This window comes from Streptomyces sp. NPDC001443, assembly GCF_053597355.1.
On sequence record NZ_JBSFIA010000042.1, the window covers coordinates 1 to 16,731 of the forward strand.

Genomic DNA, 16,731 nt, shown 5'->3' on the forward strand with positions numbered 1-16,731 from the left:
AGCAGACTGCGCTGCCCGGCGAGGACGTCGCCGCGCAGATCGTCGCCGACCTGGCGACGCAGATCCTGGCCCTGGACGACCGGTTGAAGCGGCTCGACAAGCAGATCCGCGATACATTCCGCGCCCACCCACAGGCCGAGGTCATCGAGTCCCTGCCCGGCATGGGTCCGATACTCGGGGCGGAGTTCGTCGTTGCCGCCGGTGACCTGTCGGCCTACGCGGACGCCGGCCACCTCGCCTCTGCGGCCGGGCTCGTGCCGGTCCCGCGCGACTCCGGGCGTCGTACCGGCAACCTGCACCGGCCCAAGCGCTACAGCCGCCGTCTGCGGCGGGTGTTCTACATGTCCGCGCAGACCAGCATGATGCGCGAGGGCCCGAACCGGAATTTCTACCTCAAAAAGCGCGGCGAGGGCTGCAAGCACGTCCAAGCCGTCATCGCCCTGGCCCGGCGACGGGCGAACGTGCTGTGGGCTCTGCTGCGTGACGGACGTGTCTTCACCTCCGCCCCGCCGGTCACGCAAGCGGCTTGACTTCAACATTGAGACTCCCCGGGAGCTCGACGGGCTGGTGCGGGATGCCCTGTCACCGTAGGCTCGGCGAAGACCTGCTTTCCAGTGCAACCTTTGCAAGGGGCAATTGCGCGTGACGCAATCCATGGGATCCGGTGGTTCCGGCGGCATCGATCTGAATCTGCTGCTCGCGCTCGACATCCTCCTGGAGGAGCAGAGCGTCCAGGGCGCTGCACGCAGGCTGCATCTGTCCGAACCGGCGATGAGCCGCACCCTCGGCCGTATCCGCAAGGCACTCGGCGACCCGGTTCTGGTGCGCGCCGGGCGAGGGATGGTGCCGACCCCGCACGCCCTCGCCGTACGGGCCGAGGTGGGCGCCGTGGTCGAGCGCGCCCGCGCCCTGTTTGCACCCGGCCGGGACGCCGATCTGCGCACCGTCCAGCGGACCTTCACGATCCTCGGGCATGACGCGATCGCCGCCGCGTACGGCGCCGCGCTCTTCGCCCGTGCCGCCGAGGAGGCGCCCGGTATCCGCATCCGGTTCCTCAGCGAGAGCCACGTCGACGCGCCGTTCCTGCGCGAGGGCACCGCCGACCTGGAGGTCGGGGTGATCGACGCGGCCTCCCCCGAGGTGCACACCGAAACCCTGCACGAGGACCGCATGGTGGGTGTCGCGCGTGCCGGACACCCGCTGCTGGACGGCGAGTTGACGCCCGAGCGGTTCGCCGCCGCCGATCACCTCATCGTGTCCCGGCGCGGCAAACTGCACGGCCCCGTCGACACCGCGCTCGCCGAACTCGGCCTCGATCGACGGGTGGTGGGCACCGTCGGCACCTTCCCCGCCTCGCTGTTCGTGGTCCGCGACACCGACCTCGTGGGGCTGATCAGCTCCTGGGGCCTGTCGCTCGCGGCCACCCTGGGCCTCGCCGTCTTCGAGGTCCCGCTCGACCTGCCCCCGCTGCGCCTGGGCATCGCCTGGCACCCCCGGCACGACGCCGACCCGGCCCACGCCTGGCTGCGCGGCACGGTCAAGGACATCCTGGCCGACTGGTCGGCCGCGTCAGCAGCCCTTCGGTGATCTCCCGCAGCGCCGCGGTCGCCCGGCGCAGGATGTCGCGTTCCATCTCCAGCTCACGGACCTGCTTGCGCAGTGCGGCAATCTCGGCGTCCTTCACCGACTCGATCACCACCTCGGGACGAGCCTCCTTATCAGCGGTCTTCACCCACTGCCGCAACGTCTCGTGATTCACCCCGAGCTCGGCCGCGATCTGCGAGACCGGACGACCCGCCGAGCGCACCAGTTCGACAGCGTCAGCCCGGGACTCAGCCGGGTACTTGTAGGTCCCCACTGGGACTCCTCTCCTGGACTCAAGATCAAGTGGCGAGGTGTCCACGATCAAGGTGGAAGGCCCGTGGGGCCGAGGATCCCCTCGGCGGGACAGGCCGTGCTGGGCGTGCGAGGTGGAGACGCAACCTCGTCGGTGGTCGAGTAGTCCACCGGCACGGCACCTGTCGGCATAGATGATTTTGTTCACTTATGATGAAATCATCAGATAAGATCGCTCGGTCGTCAAGCCCCTCGAAATTGATCAAATCTCCCTATCGCTCGTTGCTGTCACGTCACGCCCGGTGGAGCCGGGGCTGGTAGGTCGGCGTAGGTGATGCGCTGCTGAATTCATCAGAGGTGCTGGCCCTGATGGAACACCCGGTGCCGGCCCCCGTATCGGGAGTGCCCGGGCGTAGTCGTGCCGGGATCGGCGGGCATTCATTCGCGCCGCGCGGCGGATCCCGGCCGAAGTGCGTGGAGCCGCTATCGGCCTTCGTGTCGTCGCGAGGTGAGCGGAGGTGGGCCTTGGTTCCGTTTGGCGGCTTCACGGGCAGCCGGTACCGCTCGACGCGACCGTGGTCGATGCGTTCACCAGGCCGCAGGCCGGTTCACGTCGTACGGCAGTCCCGGGCAGCTGCTCTGCCCGGGCGGCGACATGGTCCAAGGGTGGTGAATCCGAATGCGGCGCCGAGGGGGAAAAGTGAGTGAACGCGTGAGGAATGCTGCCCAGATGCCGGCCGGTGCGGCTGATCTTTGCGGTACGAGCCCGAGGGGGTCGTGCATGTGGGCCGAAGGCCATGCCGCTGCGGTCGTGCGTGCCCGGTGTCGTTTCCTCGACAGTTCCATACATCGTATGGTAATTCTGGAGCGACAGTTCCATACAATGTATGGAACTGCTTGCTCGGATCACGCCAGGCACCGCCGCGCGCCGCCTGGATATGGCCGAATCAATGCAGACACACCGATCGTGAAGGGAAGGTCATGAGGGCCCCGCGAAGCGCGTCGCCGTCACCACTTCCTCCCCGGCTGCCGCGATTGTCGCCGCTCTGGGCGCCGGGATCCCCGTTTCGGCTGCGGCTTCTGCGTCCGCGCGCATCCCACGCCGGTGTTCAGCGCCGACGCCGACGACGACCGGTGGGGCCGCGGTGTCGGCTAACTGACGGACCACTCCGGGGGCGAGGTTCGCGGCTGCCGCGGCTGCCGGGACGAGACCAGCGGTCGCTGACCGCCGCCGAGGCAGGAGGGAGAAGCCGATGGATTCTGTGAAGACCGTCATGCGGAGGGTGGCTATACAGCTCGTCGTCGCGCGCACGTACACGCTGCCCATGCGTATGAGTCTGCGCTACGAGCCCACCGATCCCTATGTCGTCCGTGCCGCCTTTTCCACCGACACCGACGAACTGGCCGAATGGGTCCTGGGGCGCGACCTTCTGGCCGATGGTCTGACGTGCTCCGCAGGCTCTGGTGACATCCGGATCTGGCCGACCGCAGGCCCTGGTGACCAAGCGATGTACATCGTCCTCGGCTCTCCCGCGGACACCGCCTTGCTCGAGGTTCCCGTGCAGGACGTCAAGGCCTTCCTGGAGGACACACAGGCGCTTGTGCCACGGGGCACGGAGTCCGGACACATCGACTGGGATCTCGAACTGGCGAACCTGTTCGCAACGGGCTGAGCAACGCTTCCCGGCCGCCGTGCGGCCGGAGACCTTTGGCCCGGCCGTAGAAGAGGGAAGGGGACTCATGTCAGGGCTACCGGCTTCGTGTCTGCACACTGCGCAGCCCTGAGGTGCTTGCCGCCTACCGGAAGATCTGGGTCCTCCCGGTATCGGCCGACCACGGACTCGCCACATCCGGCGCCTGGATGGTGCCCGCAGCTTCCGGGATGTGATCCACGTGCTTTGCGTACTCACTTCCTGTCGGGATGCCGACGACGTGCAGAGCGGCGCGTATCCGGGGGCACCGTCCGCAGGACTGCCGCCGCGCCTGCGGCTCGCCGACCCGGTCGTGCGCAGGGTCCCATAGGTCGTGCGCAGGGTCCCATGGTGCGACCGAGCCGCACCGTCCAGATTCCTGGCCGGGGACGGACGCTGCCGCCCTGGCGCCGCACGTGAACCACCGAAGGATGCGTACCAGTGGCCGAGGCCGTCGCGGTGCACCCGCACCGACGTCGGCTCGGCGGGCGGGTTGCGCGACCGCGCCACGGTCATCGCGATGTTGCCGACCAGGTGCAGGCGCCCGTCCTTGAGGCGCAAGCCGCGCCGCGTGTACGTCGGCGAAACCGGCGCCTCACGCCTTGCGCTTGATCCGGGGCATCCCGGCCCGCTGCCGCACCGACATCCTGGCCTTGATGTCCTTGAGCGCCTTGGCACGGGACGCGGTGAAGTCCCGGAACGTCTGCTGCTGCGGCACCGAACGGCTCTCACGCAGCCATACCGCCGCACCTCGCGCCTCGGTCAGTATCCCGTCCACGCACCGAGAGCGAAGCCTGCGCCACGGTGACAGGCGCCGGGTCGCAGGAGGGCGCTGCGGTTTTCCCTGCCCTGCTCCGCAGGAGTCCGATTCCTCCCCGGTCTGAAGGCCGAGGCGTCCTCGCAGAGCACCGGTGAAGGATGCCTCCTCAGGCCGCGGCGCTTCTGGACTGCACCATCACCGGCGGACGCCCTGGCCGCCGTCATCGGCGAGCCGGCTCTCCAGGCCCATGATGATCGTGTCCAGTGCCAGGCGGAAGACGCGGTTCTCGTCGTGGTCCGGGCGGGGGAGCCCGTCGTCGCCGACGGCGGGGGGCTTGAGGCTCGACCACTGGTGGAGCGCGCCGTTGAGCTCGGCGGTGAGGACACCGGTGATGACGGCGCACACGAGAGCGGCGACCTGCGGGAGCTCCGAGCGCGGCACCGCAGCGGCCTCCAGGATCGCGGCGAGCGCGACCCAGAACGGGTCTTCGGGCTGGATGAAGTCCGCCTGGTGGCTGAACGAGTAGGTCATGAGTTTGGGGTGGCGGTGCGCCAGCGTCCGGAAATCCGTGGCGAGCAGGCGCATGCGCTCCTGCCAGGGAGCGTCCTGCAGTGTCACCGTGCGGAACTGGGCGCCGACCATTCGCGCCACACCGCGCAGCAGGGCGTCCTTGTTCGGCACGTGGTGGTACAGCGACATCGGGTTCGCGTCGAGCTCGGTGGCGAGTTTGCGCATGGTGAGCGCCTCGACCCCGTCCGCGTCGATGAGCTGCAGGGCGGCGCCGTAGATGCCGGCCTCCGTCAGGGGTACCGCCCTCTTCCTCGTTCCCCTCGGGGGGCGCTTCGCCTTTTCCATACTCCGTACGGTATCAGTTTCGTACAGCGTATGGAAGTCGGCCCGGCCGTGCGGTGACCCACCGCCGCCTGTGCCGCCGCGGGTTGCGGTTGACTTTCCGTACGGCGTATGGTTCTAATTCCATACGGCGTATGTTTCCGTGGTGATCCGCTCTCCGCCGGCGTATGCCATCCCTTCCCCGCACAAAGGAGCAAGCCATGACCACACAGCCCGAGACCGGCCTGCGTCCCATCAGGTCTCCGCGCGGGGTCCCGATCCTCGGCCACACGCCGCAGATCCCCGGCACCAACCCGGTGGAGTACTTCGGCAGGCTGTCCAAGCAGTTCCCCGAGGGGCTCTACGGCATGGAGATCGCCGGCATCGAGCAGGTCTTCGTCTGGGACCCGGACCTGGTGGCCGAGGTCTGCGACGAGACACGGTTCTACAAGCAGATCGAGAAGACGCCGCTGAACCATGTCCGGGACTTCACGGGTGCGGGCCTGTTCACGGCCCACCAGCACGAGGAGGAATGGGGCATGGCGCACCGGATCCTCCTCCCGGCCTTCAGCCAGCGGGCCATGAAGGCCTACTACGGGCAGATGCTCGAGATCGCCCAGAACCTGGTGGGCAAGTGGGAGGGCCAGGAGGGCCGGCCGGTCAACATCACCGACGACTACACCCGGCTCACCCTGGACACCATCGCCCTGTCGGGGTTCGGCTACCGCTTCGACTCCTTCGCCAAGGAGGATCTGCACCCCTTCCTCAACGCGCTGCTGGAAGCGCTCGTGGAGTCGCTGCGGCGCTCGCAGGAGCTGCCGATGATGACCAGGCTCCGCAAGGCGGACGACCGGAAGTACCGCGAGAACATCCAGCTGATGCGGGACCTGGTCCAAAGCGTGATCAAGGAGCGCCGTGAGGGGACGGGCACGGGTGAGGGCGACCTGCTGGGTCTGATGCTGGAGGCCACGGACCCGGACACCGGCAAGGGGCTGGACGACGGCAACGTCCGTGACCAGGTGGTGACGTTCCTGATCGCCGGTCACGAGACCACCAGTGGCCTGCTGTCGTTCGCCACCTACTCGCTGATGCGCAACCCGCACATCCTGGCCCAGGCCTACGCCGAGGTGGACCGGCTGATGCCGGGCGACACGGTCCCGGACTACGACACGATCATGCAGATGGACGTCATCCCCCGCATCCTGGAGGAGACCCTGCGCCTGTGGGCTCCCATCCCGCTGATCGGCAAGTCACCGCTGGAGGACACCGTCATCGGCGGCTGCTACGAGCTGAAGAAGGGAACCAGGGTCAACATCCTCGAAGGCCCGTTGCACACCCACCCCAAGGCGTGGGAGCGGCCGGAGGAGTTCGACATCAACCGGTGGCTGCCGGAGAACCGGATCAACCACCACCCGCATGCCTACAAGCCGTTCGGCAACGGTGTGCGTGCCTGCATCGGCCGGCAGTTCGCGCTCACCGAGGCCCGCCTGGCCCTCGCCCTGGTGCTGCAGAAGTTCAAGTTCTCCGACACCAGCGACTATCAGATGGACGTGCGGGAGGCGCTGACGCGCAAGCCCGGCGACTTCCAGCTGGTCGTGCGCTCCCGCCAGGAACACGAGCGGACCGTCTTCGGCACCGCGGACCTGCAGAGCGACGACACGCAGGCACAGGCCGCGGTCAGCGGTGTGGGGGTGAACCTGACCGTCGCCTACGGCTCCAGCCTCGGCGCGTGCGAGGACCTGGCGCGCACCATCGCCGACCGCGGGGAGCGTTCCGGGTTCGCCACCACCTTGGTCGGCCTGGACGAGCTGGGCGACAACCTGCCCACCGAGGGCCTGCTCGTCGTCGTGGCCTCCAGCTACAACGGCAAAGCCCCGGACAACGCGCAGCGTTTCGACGATCTGCTCGCCACAGGACTGCCGGAGGGCTCGCTGTCCCAAGTGCGTCTGGCGCTGCTGGGGGCCGGCAACACCCAGTGGGTGGCCACCTACCAGGCCTTCCCCAAGCGGATCGAGGAGGGTCTGCTGGCCGCCGGCGCCACCCGCGTCATCGAGCGCGGCATCGCGGATGCCGCCGGTGACTTCGACGGCATGGCCAGCCGCTGGATGGACACCCTGTGGTCCACCCTGGCGGAGGAGTACGCCGCCGACACCTCCGCCACCACCGGGCCGCGCTTCCAGGTCCAGCTGCTCACCGAGGCCGACGTGCGCCCCGCGATCGTCTCCGAGCAGGCCTACCCCCTCACGGTCGTGGCCAACGAGGAACTCGTCGACGACCCGACCGGCCTGTGGGACTTCAGCGTCGAACCGCCGCGCCCGGCCGCGAAGTCCCTCACCATCGAACTCCCCGACGGTGTCACCTACGACACCGGCAACCACTTGGCCGTCTTCGCCAAGAACGAGCCCGCGCTCGTGACCCGCACCCTCGCGCGGCTCGGTGTCGACCGCGACCAGGTCCTGCGCCTGGACCAGCCCGCCGGCGGCCGCACCCACCTCCCGGTGGGCACCCCCGTCACCGCAGGCCTGCTGTTCACCGAGTTCGTGGAACTGCAGGACGTGGCCACCCGCTCCCAGATACGGACGCTGGCCGAGCACACCCAGTGCCCGTGGACCCGGCCGCAGCTGCAGGCCTACGCGGCTGACACCACCGAGGCCGAGGGGCGCTACCAGAGCGAGATCCTGGGCAAGCGTGTCTCCGTGCTCAACCTGCTGGAACGCTTCCCCGCGGTCGAACTGCCGATGGCGGTCTTCCTGGAGATGACGGGCCCGATCCGCCCGCGGTTCTACTCCATCTCCTCCGCCCCCCTGGCCAACCCGCGCCACGTACGCCTGACCGTCGGCCTGCTGGAAGGCCCGGCCCTGTCCGGCGACGGCCGATACCGCGGCACCTGCTCCTCCTACATCGCAGGCCTCAAGCCCGCAGACGTCCTCTACGGCTACGTGCGTGTACCCTCCCCGACCTTCGCCCCGCCGGCCGACCCCGCCACGCCGCTGATCCTCATTGGCCCCGGGACCGGCATCGCGCCGCTGCGCGGCTTCCTGGAGGAGCGTGCCCACCAGCACGCGAACGGCACCCGGGTGGGCCTGTCCCAGGTCTTCGTCGGCTGCCGTCACCCGGAGCACGACTACTTCTACCGGCAGGAGATGCAGGACTGGGAGCAGGCCGGGATCGCCCAGGTGCACACCGCCTTCTCCGCAGTGGCCGGCCATCCGGCCCGGTTCGTCCAGGACGCCATCGCAGGCGCCGCCGACACGGTGTGGCAGGCCATCCAGGACGGCGCGTACATCTACGTCTGCGGGGACGGCCGCCGCATGGCCCCCGCCGTGCGCGAGGCGCTCGCTGCCGTCTACCGCCGGCACACCGGCAGCGACGACGAGGCCGCCCAGCAGTGGCTCGCCCGTCTCGAAGCCGACGAGCGCTACCAGCAGGACGTCTTCGCCTGACCCTCAGCCGCAGGGAGGGTGCGGTGCTCCCGACGCCCGCATCCTCCCGGCCACCACCCATCCCCGAATTCGACACACCACGCGGCACCCGACGGTCTGGAGCGCCGCAAGTGCCGCTGACAGAAAGCAGAGCACCATGGACACCATGCTCGCCGGACGCTTCCACCTGGACAGCAAGAAGTTCGCCGTGGAGGAGGTCGCCATCCCCGTGCCCGGCCCGGGCGAGGTCCTCATCGAGGTCAAGGCCGCGGGCGTCTGTCTCTCGGACGTCCACCTCATCGACGGCTCCCTCGTCCCGCTGTTCGCCACCTCCGACACGGTCACCGTCGGCCACGAAGTCTCCGGTGTCATCCACACCCTGGGCCCGGACCTCAAGCGCGGTCTGACCGCCGGAACCCGCGTCACCCTGGAGGCCGGCAAGACCTGCGGCCAGTGCGCCGGCTGCGTGCGCCGCCGCCCCTGCATACAGATGCGCACCGCCGGCATCGACTACGACGGCGGCTGGGCCCAGTACACCCTCGCCCGCGAGGACACCCTCATCCCCATCCCCGACAACCTCCCCTTCGACCAGGCCGCGATCATCCCCGACGCGGTCTCCACCCCCTACGCCGCCGTCGTCGCCACCGCCGCGGTGCGCCCCGCACAGTCCGTCGGAATCTGGGGCGTGGGCGGTGTCGGCGCCCACAACGTCCGCGTCGCCCGCCTGGCCGGTGCCGCGCCGATCATCGCCGTCGACCCGCTGCCCTGCGCCCGGGAGCGTGCCCTGGCCTTCGGCGCGGATCTCGCCCTGGACCCGGCCGCCGACGACTTCGCCGACCAGGTCCGCGCGGCCACCGGCGGACGGGGCCTGGACTTCGCCTTCGACTGTGCCGGCGCGCCGGCGGTCCGTGAGCAGGCCGCCGCCGCGCTCGGCCTGAACGGCGTCCTCATCCTGGTCGGCATCAGCCCCAGGCCGATCACCATCAGCGAGGGTCTGACCTTCAACTACCTGGGCAAGCAGGTACGCGGCCACTACGGCGGCACCCCCGAGTCCGTCACGGAGCTGGTCCGGCTTGCCGAGGTCGGCCGTCTCGACCTGGCCCCCTCCATCACCGACCACATCCCGCTCGCCGAAGCCGCCGACGCGGTCAATCGCCTGGAGAACAAGATCGGCGACCCGATCCGCCTCATCCTCGTCCCCTGACAACTGAACAGAAAGCTCGTCAAGACCACCCCGGGCAGGGGTGAGTGGGTGCCGACGCCAGAGGGGGCGTCGGCACCCACGGCCTTTCGTTCCCGGCCCCTGCACCCCAGCGCTCAGAGCTACGCAGGCACTGCTCCACGTCGTGGATCGGCTCGTCCGCTCGCGGGCTGAGTCCATGCGCGGCACGGGACGGAATACTGTCCGCGGTGAAGTCCAGCCGTTGACGCTACGCCGCCCTGGTGGACCGTGACGCCTCGGCGGCTGCGTCCGGCCGGCTGCGCGGTCTTCGCAAGGGGGCTGTTCTCACGGGTCGGTCGGGGTGGAGGTCCACGGTCCGTGCGGCCGGCCGCGGGCGGGGTGACGCCTGCGGTCCTTGCTGTCCGCGGGGCCGGTGCACCCGGTGCTCGGGTCAGCCGAGGCTGGGCAGGGGGCGCCGGGTGACCTCGTGGGCCTCGTCCGCAGGGATGCCGAGCATGCGCAGGACCATCTCCGCCAGGTCGGAGGCGGCTTCGTCCCCGTCGAGGTCGGGGCGGGCCAGCCGCAGCGCCACGAGGGACAGCAGGGTGCCGCCCAGTGCGGACAGGGCGGTGGTCGCGTTGCCGCACGTGAAGCGGCCCGAGACGATGCCGTTCTCCAGATCGCGCAGCGCTCTTGGGGCGAGTCCGCGGACGGAGTGGATGTAGGCCAGACCGCGGTCGCGCAGGATCCGCATGAGTTCAGGGTGGGAGTCGGCCATGCGGGCGGTGAGCCGGAAGCCTGCGGCGACGAGCTCGGCCGGGTCGTCGATCGCCTGTACGCACCTGTCTATCGCCTGTCCGAACTCCTCCAGGGCGTCTGTCACCGCGGCGTCGAACAGTTCGGTCTTGGACTCGAAGTGGTTGTAGAAGGAGCCGAAACCGACGTCCGCGCGTTCGGCGATGGCCTGGATGCTGGCGCTGGTGTCCCCGGTCTCCGCGAGGATCTGCCGGGCCGCACGGACGAGGGCCTGGCGGGTTTCGGCTCGGCGCCGCTCGAAGCGGTTCTTGGGCGGGGCTGACGTCGGCATGCCGCGAGTGTAACAACCGCAGCGATGAGGCTGCCATTACTGATGAGATCATCAATTATTTGGGTCCACCCTATTGACGATGAGTAACGCCAATGTTGATGATTTCCTCATTACAGCAGTGTTGCTTGGAGGACACCATGTCCCACACCCCCGTCGACAGGGCCGCCGCCCGGACGCCCCACGAAGGCCTCCACAGTGAGCGGGGCGCCCTGCGCGCGGAGCACCCCGGACGTTCCCGCAATCCCGTGATCAAGGTGGAGGATCTGGCCTGGCTCGAGTTCGAGAAGCCGGACCTGGACCGGGCCGAGGCCTTCGCCCGTGACTTCGGGTTCGCGATCGCCGCCCGCACCGCGGGGGAGCTGTGGCTGCGCGGCACCTTCGCAGGCTCACCCTGCATGGTCATCCGGCAAGGGCGTGCGTCCCGGTTCATCGGCCCGGCGTTCCGCGTGGCCGAGCGGGCCGACCTGGACCGGCTGGCCCGCGCCACCGGCAATACCGTCCGTGACATCGGCGTACCGGGTGGCGGGCAGTCGGTCGCCCTGCTCGATCCCTCGGGCCTGCCGGTCCAGGTCGTGCACTGCGCCGAGCAGTTGCCCGCCCTGCCCGGGCAAGAGCCGCTGATCCTCAACTCCGGTACGGATCACCGTCGTACGAACGCCCCCCAGCGTCCGCCGCGTGAGCCGTCCCGTATCCAGCGGCTGGGCCATGTGGTGCTGGAGACCCGAGTGTTCGTCCGCACCCTGGACTGGTACCTGGACACCCTCGGGTTGATCGTGTCCGACTTCCTGTTCCTGGACGGACAGCGCGAGCGCGGGCCGACGATGGCGTTCATCCGGTGCGACCAGGGGAGCGTTGCCGTCGACCACCACACACTGGCCCTGCACCTGGGGCCCGGAACCGGGTACGTCCACTCGGCCTACCAGGTCACCGACCTCGACGCGATCGCCGCCGGCGGGGAGTACCTCGCCGAGCGCGGCTACCGACGCAGCTGGGGTATCGGCCGGCACATCCAGGGCAGTCAGCTGTTCGACTACTGGCGCGACCCCGACCACTTCATGCTGGAGCACTTCGCCGACGGCGACCTCTTCACCTGCGACCTGGAGCCCGGCTGGGCACCGATGTCGGCGAGCGGCCTGGCCCAGTGGGGCCCGCCGGTCACCCGCGACTTCCTGGGCGCCAGCCCCTCTCCCGCAAAGCTGCGCGAGGTCATGACGGCCCTGCGCGGCGAGAACGAACTGGATCCCGCACGCCTGCTGGGCCTGATGAAAGCGATGAGCTCATGAGCACCAACGTTCTGCGTACCACCGACGGCTGGTGGGCCGTCCGGGGCGAACGCGCCTTCCGCATCGAGACCAAGGCCGTCACCACCGCCGAGCTGCTCGCCGACCGCGACGCGGTCCGCGAAGCCGCCGCTTCCGCCGAGAGCGGCACGCCCGTCGCCGACCTGGCGGTGCTGTCTCCGGTCACCACCCCGTGCCGGGTGGTCGCCCAGATGGTCAACTACCGCAGCCACGCCAAGGATTCAGGCTTCACCGGCGACATCCCGCCCACCTTCTTCCGTAAGGCGTCCGGCTCGGTCAGCGGCCCCCACGACACGATCATCCGCCCCGCGCATGTGAAGTTCCTCGACTACGAGGTGGAACTCGGCCTCGTCATGGGCGCGACCCTGCCCGTGGGAACCGTCGTCGAGGAACAGGACCTGCCGCGCTACGTCGCCGGCCTCGTCCTCACCAACGACGTCAGCGCCCGCGACGTCCAGCTGACCAAGACCCAGTTCTACGAGAGCAAGTCCTATCCGACCTTCACACCGACGGGGCCCCACCTGGCCCTGCTGGAGTCCGAGGACTTCGCCCATCTGCTCAACCTGCGGCTGCGGCTGTCGGTCAACGGCGTGCAGCGCCAGGACCGCACGCTGGCCGACATGATCGTCCGCCCGGCACAGGCGCTGACCCTGCTCGCCCGTTTCCAGACCCTCGATCCGGGTGACCTGCTGCTGACCGGCACCCCCGGCGGCACTGCCCTGAAGGCACCGCCCAAGCCGGCCGAGAAGATCGGTGCGCTGCTGCCGCCCGCACTGAAATGGAAGGCATTCTTCAAGAGTCAGGCCAAGAACCCCCGGTACCTGCGCGACGGGGACCTCATCACCGCCACGATCTCCACCCCGGACGGGCGGATCGACCTCGGCGATCAGCGCACCTCCGTCACGGACGCACCATGAAGGCCGCACCCCAAGGGCTGGTGGTGATCATCGGGGCGGGACCCGTCGGGGTCACAGCCGCCCTTCTGCTCGCCCGTCACGGCGTGCGCAGCGTGCTCCTCGAACGCCACGGGGACATCTACCCCCTGCCGCGCGCCGTCGTCGTGGACGACGAGATCCGCCGGATCCTGCAGAGTATCGGTGTCCACGAGGAATTCGCCGCGCTCGCGCGCCCGGCGCCCGGGCTGCGGCTCCTGGACGCCCGGCGCCGCGTGATCACCGAGTTCCCCCGGTCCATGCACGGACACCACGGCTTCCCGCAGACCAGCATGTTCGACCAGCCCGACCTGGAACGCCTGCTGCGCGACGCTCTGGCGCAGCGCCCGGAATGCGAGCTGCGCAGCGGGGTGGAGGCCGTGTCCATCACCCAGTCCGTCGTACGGGACACCCACGAACCGAGTGATCAGACGGGCCCGGTCCGGGTCACCTTCCGTCGCGACGGCAGCGACGAGGAGGAGCACCTGTGGGCCGACGCCGTCCTCGGCTGCGACGGTGCGGGCAGTCTCACCCGTGACGCCATCGGCTCCGTCTGGGAGGACCTGCGCTTCGAGGAGAGCTGGCGGGTCATCGACGTGCGCACCAGCCGCCCGGTGCGCACCTGGGAGGGAGCCGAGCAGATCTGCTCCCCCACCCGGCCGGCCACCTTCATGCGCGTCGGCGAGGACCGCTACCGCTGGGAGTTCCGGCTGGCCGACGATCAGCACCTGGACGGCCCGGACGGATGGGAGCGCCTGCGCGCGCTGGTCGCCCCCTGGGTGGACCTGCCGCCCGACGCCTCACAGGGCGACGACTTCGAGGTGCTGCGGCAGGCGCAGTACACCTTCCGGGCCCGCCTTGCCGACCGGTGGCGCCGAGGGCGCGTCTTCCTGCTGGGCGACGCCGCCCACCTCACCCCGCCCTTCGTCGGGCAGGGCCTGTGCGCGGGCCTGCGCGACGCCCACAACCTCACCTGGAAACTCGCCCGCGTGCTCCAGCAGGGCGCACACGATGGGCTCCTGGACACCTACGAACGCGAGCGCAAACCGCACGCCCGCCATGTCATCCGCGTGGCGGTCGCCGTCGGCTGGGCCATGACCGGCGGACAGGACCGCGGTGCGGCCTTGCGCCGGGCCGTCGTGGGCACGGTCTGCCGCATCCCCGGCGTGACCGCGGCGGTCAGCCGTGACCTCAGCCCCGCCCTGACCGCCGGTCCGCTCGTAAGGCGCCGCCCCAGGCTGACCGGCCGCATGCTCGCCGGAACCTTCTGCCCGCAGCCCTGGGTACGGCAACACGGCAGCCGAGTGCGCCTCGACGACGTCCTCGGGGACTCCTTCGCCGTCCTGACCGCTGTGCCGCCCACGGCGCAGATGACAGCCGTGGCCACGGCACTGGGCGCCCCGACGATCCAGGTCGACGACCTGGGCGACGACGGCACCCTGGCCGACTGGCTGGCACGCGGCCGTGCCGACGCCGTCCTGCTGCGCCCCGACCGCGTGGTGACGGACACCGTCCCGGCCGGCACCGGCGACTTCACGGACACCGTCGCCTGGGCGCCCCTGCTGCACACGGCCCGCCTGACGAGGAGCACGACACCATGACCACCCCGCACCCCGCGCCGTACCCGGAACCCTTCTTCACCCCCGACCCGACGTCCGCCGCCCACAGCCGCATCGCGGACTTCGCCCGATGGGCGGCCCGGCACCGGGGCGCCGAAGGAATCCAGGACCCCACGGACTACCGAGCCCTGTACCAGTGGTCCGTCACCGACCTCGAAGGGTTCTGGGCCGCGGTCTGGGAGTACTTCGACATCGACGCGACGACTCCGTACGAGCAGGTGCTGGCCGAGGAGACCATGCCCGGCGCCCGCTGGTTCCCCGGCGCCACCCTGAACTACACCCATCACGCGCTGCGCAACCTGCAGCCGGACGCTCCCGCGATCACCGCCCTGGACGAGAGCGGAGCCGGCTATGAGATCACGGGCCGGGAACTGCGCGCCCGGGTCGCCTCCGTCGCCGCCAGCCTGCGCGAGCTGGGCATCGGACAGGGCGACCGGGTGGTGGGCTACCTGCCCAACACACCCCACGCCGTCATCGCCTTCCTCGCCACCGCGAGCCTGGGCGCGGTGTGGTCGGTGTGCGGGCAGGACTACGCGCCCAAGGCCGCCGCCGACCGCTTCGCCCAGCTCCAGCCCACGGTTCTGTTCGCCGCTGACGGCTATCTCTTCAACGGCACCACACACGACCGCCGCGCCGCATCGCTCGAACTCGCCGCCGCCCTGCCGACGCTGAAGGCCACGGTGCTCGTGGACCACGTGGGCCTGGCCTGGCCCGAGGACAGGCACACCAGGCTGACGGTTCCCTGGGAGGACGCGGCCGGCCGCGCCGAATGCCTCGCCATCGCCCCGGTGCCGTTCGACCATCCCTTGTGGGTCGTGTTCTCCTCCGGCACCACCGGACTGCCCAAAGGCATCGTCCACGGTCACGGCGGCGTGCTGCTCGAACACCTCAAGACCCTCGGCCTGCACACCGACCTGGGCATGGGGGACCGCCTGCTGTGGTACACCACCACCCACTGGATGATGTGGAACCTGGTCGTCTCCACCCTCCTGACCGGCGCCACCACGTGCACCTACGACGGCAGCCCGGCACCGCAGGCGCGTCCGGACCTCCTGTGGGAGTTGGCGGCCCGTCACAACGTCACCGTCTTCGGCACCAGTCCCCAGTACCTGCTGGCCATGGCCAAACTCGGCATCGAACCCTCCGTGCACGACCTGTCGGCCCTCCGGGTCATCGGCTGCACCGGCTCCGCGCTGCCCGCCTCCGCCTACCCCTGGGTCCGTGACCACGTGGGCGCGGACGTCCAGCTGGCATCCACCAGCGGCGGCACGGACATCGTCTCCGGCTTCGCCGGCAGCGCTTCCACGACCCCCGTCTGGGCGGGGGAGCTGTCCGCCCCCAACCTGGGCGTCGCCCTGGCCGCCTACGACGCCGACGGCATCCCTGTCCTCGACCAGGTCGGCGAACTGGTCGTGACCCGTCCCATGCCGTCCATGCCGCTGTCCTTCTGGAACGACCCCGACGGCACCCGCTACCGCGACGCGTACTTCGCCACCTACCCCGGTGTGTGGCGCCACGGCGACTGGAGCACCCTCACCTCGCACGGCTCGGTGATCGTGCACGGCCGCTCCGACGCCACCCTCAACCGCAACGGCGTGCGCCTGGGCAGTGCCGACATCCACGACATCGTCGAACGCTTCCCGGAGATCACCGAGGCCCTCGTCATCGGCGCGGAGGAACCCGAGGGCGGCTACTGGATGCCGCTCTTCGTGGTCCTCGCCGACGGGATCGGCCTGGACGATCCCCTGCGTGACCGGATTCGCGGCGCGATCCGCGCCGGCACCTCACCCCGCCACGTGCCTGACGAGATCATCGCTGTACCGGCGCTCCCGCACACGAAGACCGGCAAGAAGCTCGAGGTCCCCGTCAAGCGCCTGCTCCAGGGTGTCCCCGCCGAGCAGGTCCTGAACCCCGCAGCGGTCGACAATCCCGACCTGATCGCCTACTTCGCCTCCCTGGGCGTGGAGCGGAACAAGCGGTATGCGCACCAGACATGAGCCAGCCACGGAACCACCGGCCCACGTGACAGTGCCGGGTCCTTGTGCCTGCCCCGCGCAGCAGACCCCGTCCCCACCGCGTGGTGCCGGGGC

13 protein-coding genes are annotated in these 16,731 nt (G+C 69.9%); 9 read left to right on the top strand and 4 right to left on the bottom strand.

The genetic code is table 11. The annotated features are described in order from the left end of the window. Together ACWC24_RS33470 and ACWC24_RS33475 are read left to right on the top strand one after the other, a co-directional pair. Positions 1–530, top strand: a 530-nt coding sequence (locus ACWC24_RS33470; protein WP_450666666.1) for a transposase, incomplete at its 5' end; no start/stop codon positions are given. A 106-nt stretch (positions 531–636) separates the two neighbouring features. Next, complete coding sequence (locus ACWC24_RS33475) at positions 637–1,587, top strand: LysR family transcriptional regulator (protein ID WP_450666667.1); 951 nt, start codon at positions 637–639, stop codon at positions 1,585–1,587. Here ACWC24_RS33475 and ACWC24_RS33480 read toward each other — a convergent pair. Then, positions 1,538–1,858 carry a transposase gene (locus ACWC24_RS33480; protein WP_450666668.1) on the bottom strand — a complete coding sequence of 107 codons (321 nt, stop codon included), beginning with the start codon at positions 1,856–1,858 and terminating at the stop codon, positions 1,538–1,540. The two genes, ACWC24_RS33475 and ACWC24_RS33480, sit on opposite strands and share 50 nt — an antisense overlap. Positions 1,859–3,089: 1,231 nt before the next feature. Between ACWC24_RS33480 and ACWC24_RS33485 the strand changes: the two genes are divergently transcribed. Then, positions 3,090–3,509: an SsgA family sporulation/cell division regulator gene (locus tag ACWC24_RS33485; RefSeq protein WP_450666669.1), complete on the top strand. Its 420-nt coding sequence runs from the start codon at positions 3,090–3,092 to the stop codon at positions 3,507–3,509. Between the two features lie 613 nt (positions 3,510–4,122). Here the strand turns inward: ACWC24_RS33485 and ACWC24_RS33490 are convergent. Continuing rightward, the gene (locus ACWC24_RS33490) at positions 4,123–4,305 is read right to left on the bottom strand and encodes a hypothetical protein (RefSeq protein ID WP_450666670.1); all 183 of its coding nucleotides are present in this window, start codon (positions 4,303–4,305) and stop codon (positions 4,123–4,125) included. 177 nt (positions 4,306–4,482) lie between these two features. Beyond that, positions 4,483–5,142 (bottom strand): TetR/AcrR family transcriptional regulator, encoded by a 660-nt coding sequence (locus ACWC24_RS33495; protein WP_450666671.1) that lies wholly within the window; start codon positions 5,140–5,142, stop codon positions 4,483–4,485. Between the two features lie 197 nt (positions 5,143–5,339). Here ACWC24_RS33495 and ACWC24_RS33500 point away from each other — a divergent pair, with 197 nt between their 5' ends. Together ACWC24_RS33500 and ACWC24_RS33505 are read left to right on the top strand one after the other, a co-directional pair. Then, complete coding sequence (locus tag ACWC24_RS33500; RefSeq protein WP_450666672.1) at positions 5,340–8,561, top strand: bifunctional cytochrome P450/NADPH--P450 reductase; 3,222 nt, start codon at positions 5,340–5,342, stop codon at positions 8,559–8,561. Positions 8,562–8,697: 136 nt separating this feature from the next. Next, positions 8,698–9,744: a zinc-binding dehydrogenase gene (locus tag ACWC24_RS33505; RefSeq protein WP_450666673.1), complete on the top strand. Its 1,047-nt coding sequence runs from the start codon at positions 8,698–8,700 to the stop codon at positions 9,742–9,744. A 409-nt stretch (positions 9,745–10,153) separates the two neighbouring features. On the opposite strand, the gene ACWC24_RS33510 is transcribed toward ACWC24_RS33505, so the two are convergent. Next, on the bottom strand, positions 10,154–10,789 hold the full coding sequence (locus ACWC24_RS33510; RefSeq protein ID WP_450666674.1) for a TetR family transcriptional regulator: 636 nt from the start codon (positions 10,787–10,789) through the stop codon (positions 10,154–10,156). A 137-nt stretch (positions 10,790–10,926) separates the two neighbouring features. Between ACWC24_RS33510 and ACWC24_RS33515 the strand changes: the two genes are divergently transcribed. From ACWC24_RS33515 to ACWC24_RS33530, 4 genes are read left to right on the top strand one after another with little or no spacing between them, the layout of a single operon-like run. Next, a complete protein-coding gene (locus tag ACWC24_RS33515; RefSeq protein ID WP_450666675.1) occupies positions 10,927–12,072 on the top strand; it encodes a VOC family protein in 1,146 nt (381 codons plus the stop codon). Then, complete coding sequence (locus tag ACWC24_RS33520) at positions 12,069–13,007, top strand: fumarylacetoacetate hydrolase family protein (RefSeq protein WP_450666676.1); 939 nt, start codon at positions 12,069–12,071, stop codon at positions 13,005–13,007. Before ACWC24_RS33515 ends, ACWC24_RS33520 begins: the two co-directional genes overlap by 4 nt. Beyond that, positions 13,004–14,623 carry a bifunctional 3-(3-hydroxy-phenyl)propionate/3-hydroxycinnamic acid hydroxylase MhpA gene (mhpA, locus tag ACWC24_RS33525; protein ID WP_450666677.1) on the top strand — a complete coding sequence of 540 codons (1,620 nt, stop codon included), beginning with the start codon at positions 13,004–13,006 and terminating at the stop codon, positions 14,621–14,623. The genes ACWC24_RS33520 and mhpA overlap by 4 nt, the downstream gene beginning before the upstream one ends. Further along, positions 14,620–16,638 (top strand): acetoacetate--CoA ligase, encoded by a 2,019-nt coding sequence (locus ACWC24_RS33530; protein WP_450666678.1) that lies wholly within the window; start codon positions 14,620–14,622, stop codon positions 16,636–16,638. Before mhpA ends, ACWC24_RS33530 begins: the two co-directional genes overlap by 4 nt. The last annotated feature ends 93 nt before the right edge of the window (positions 16,639–16,731 follow it).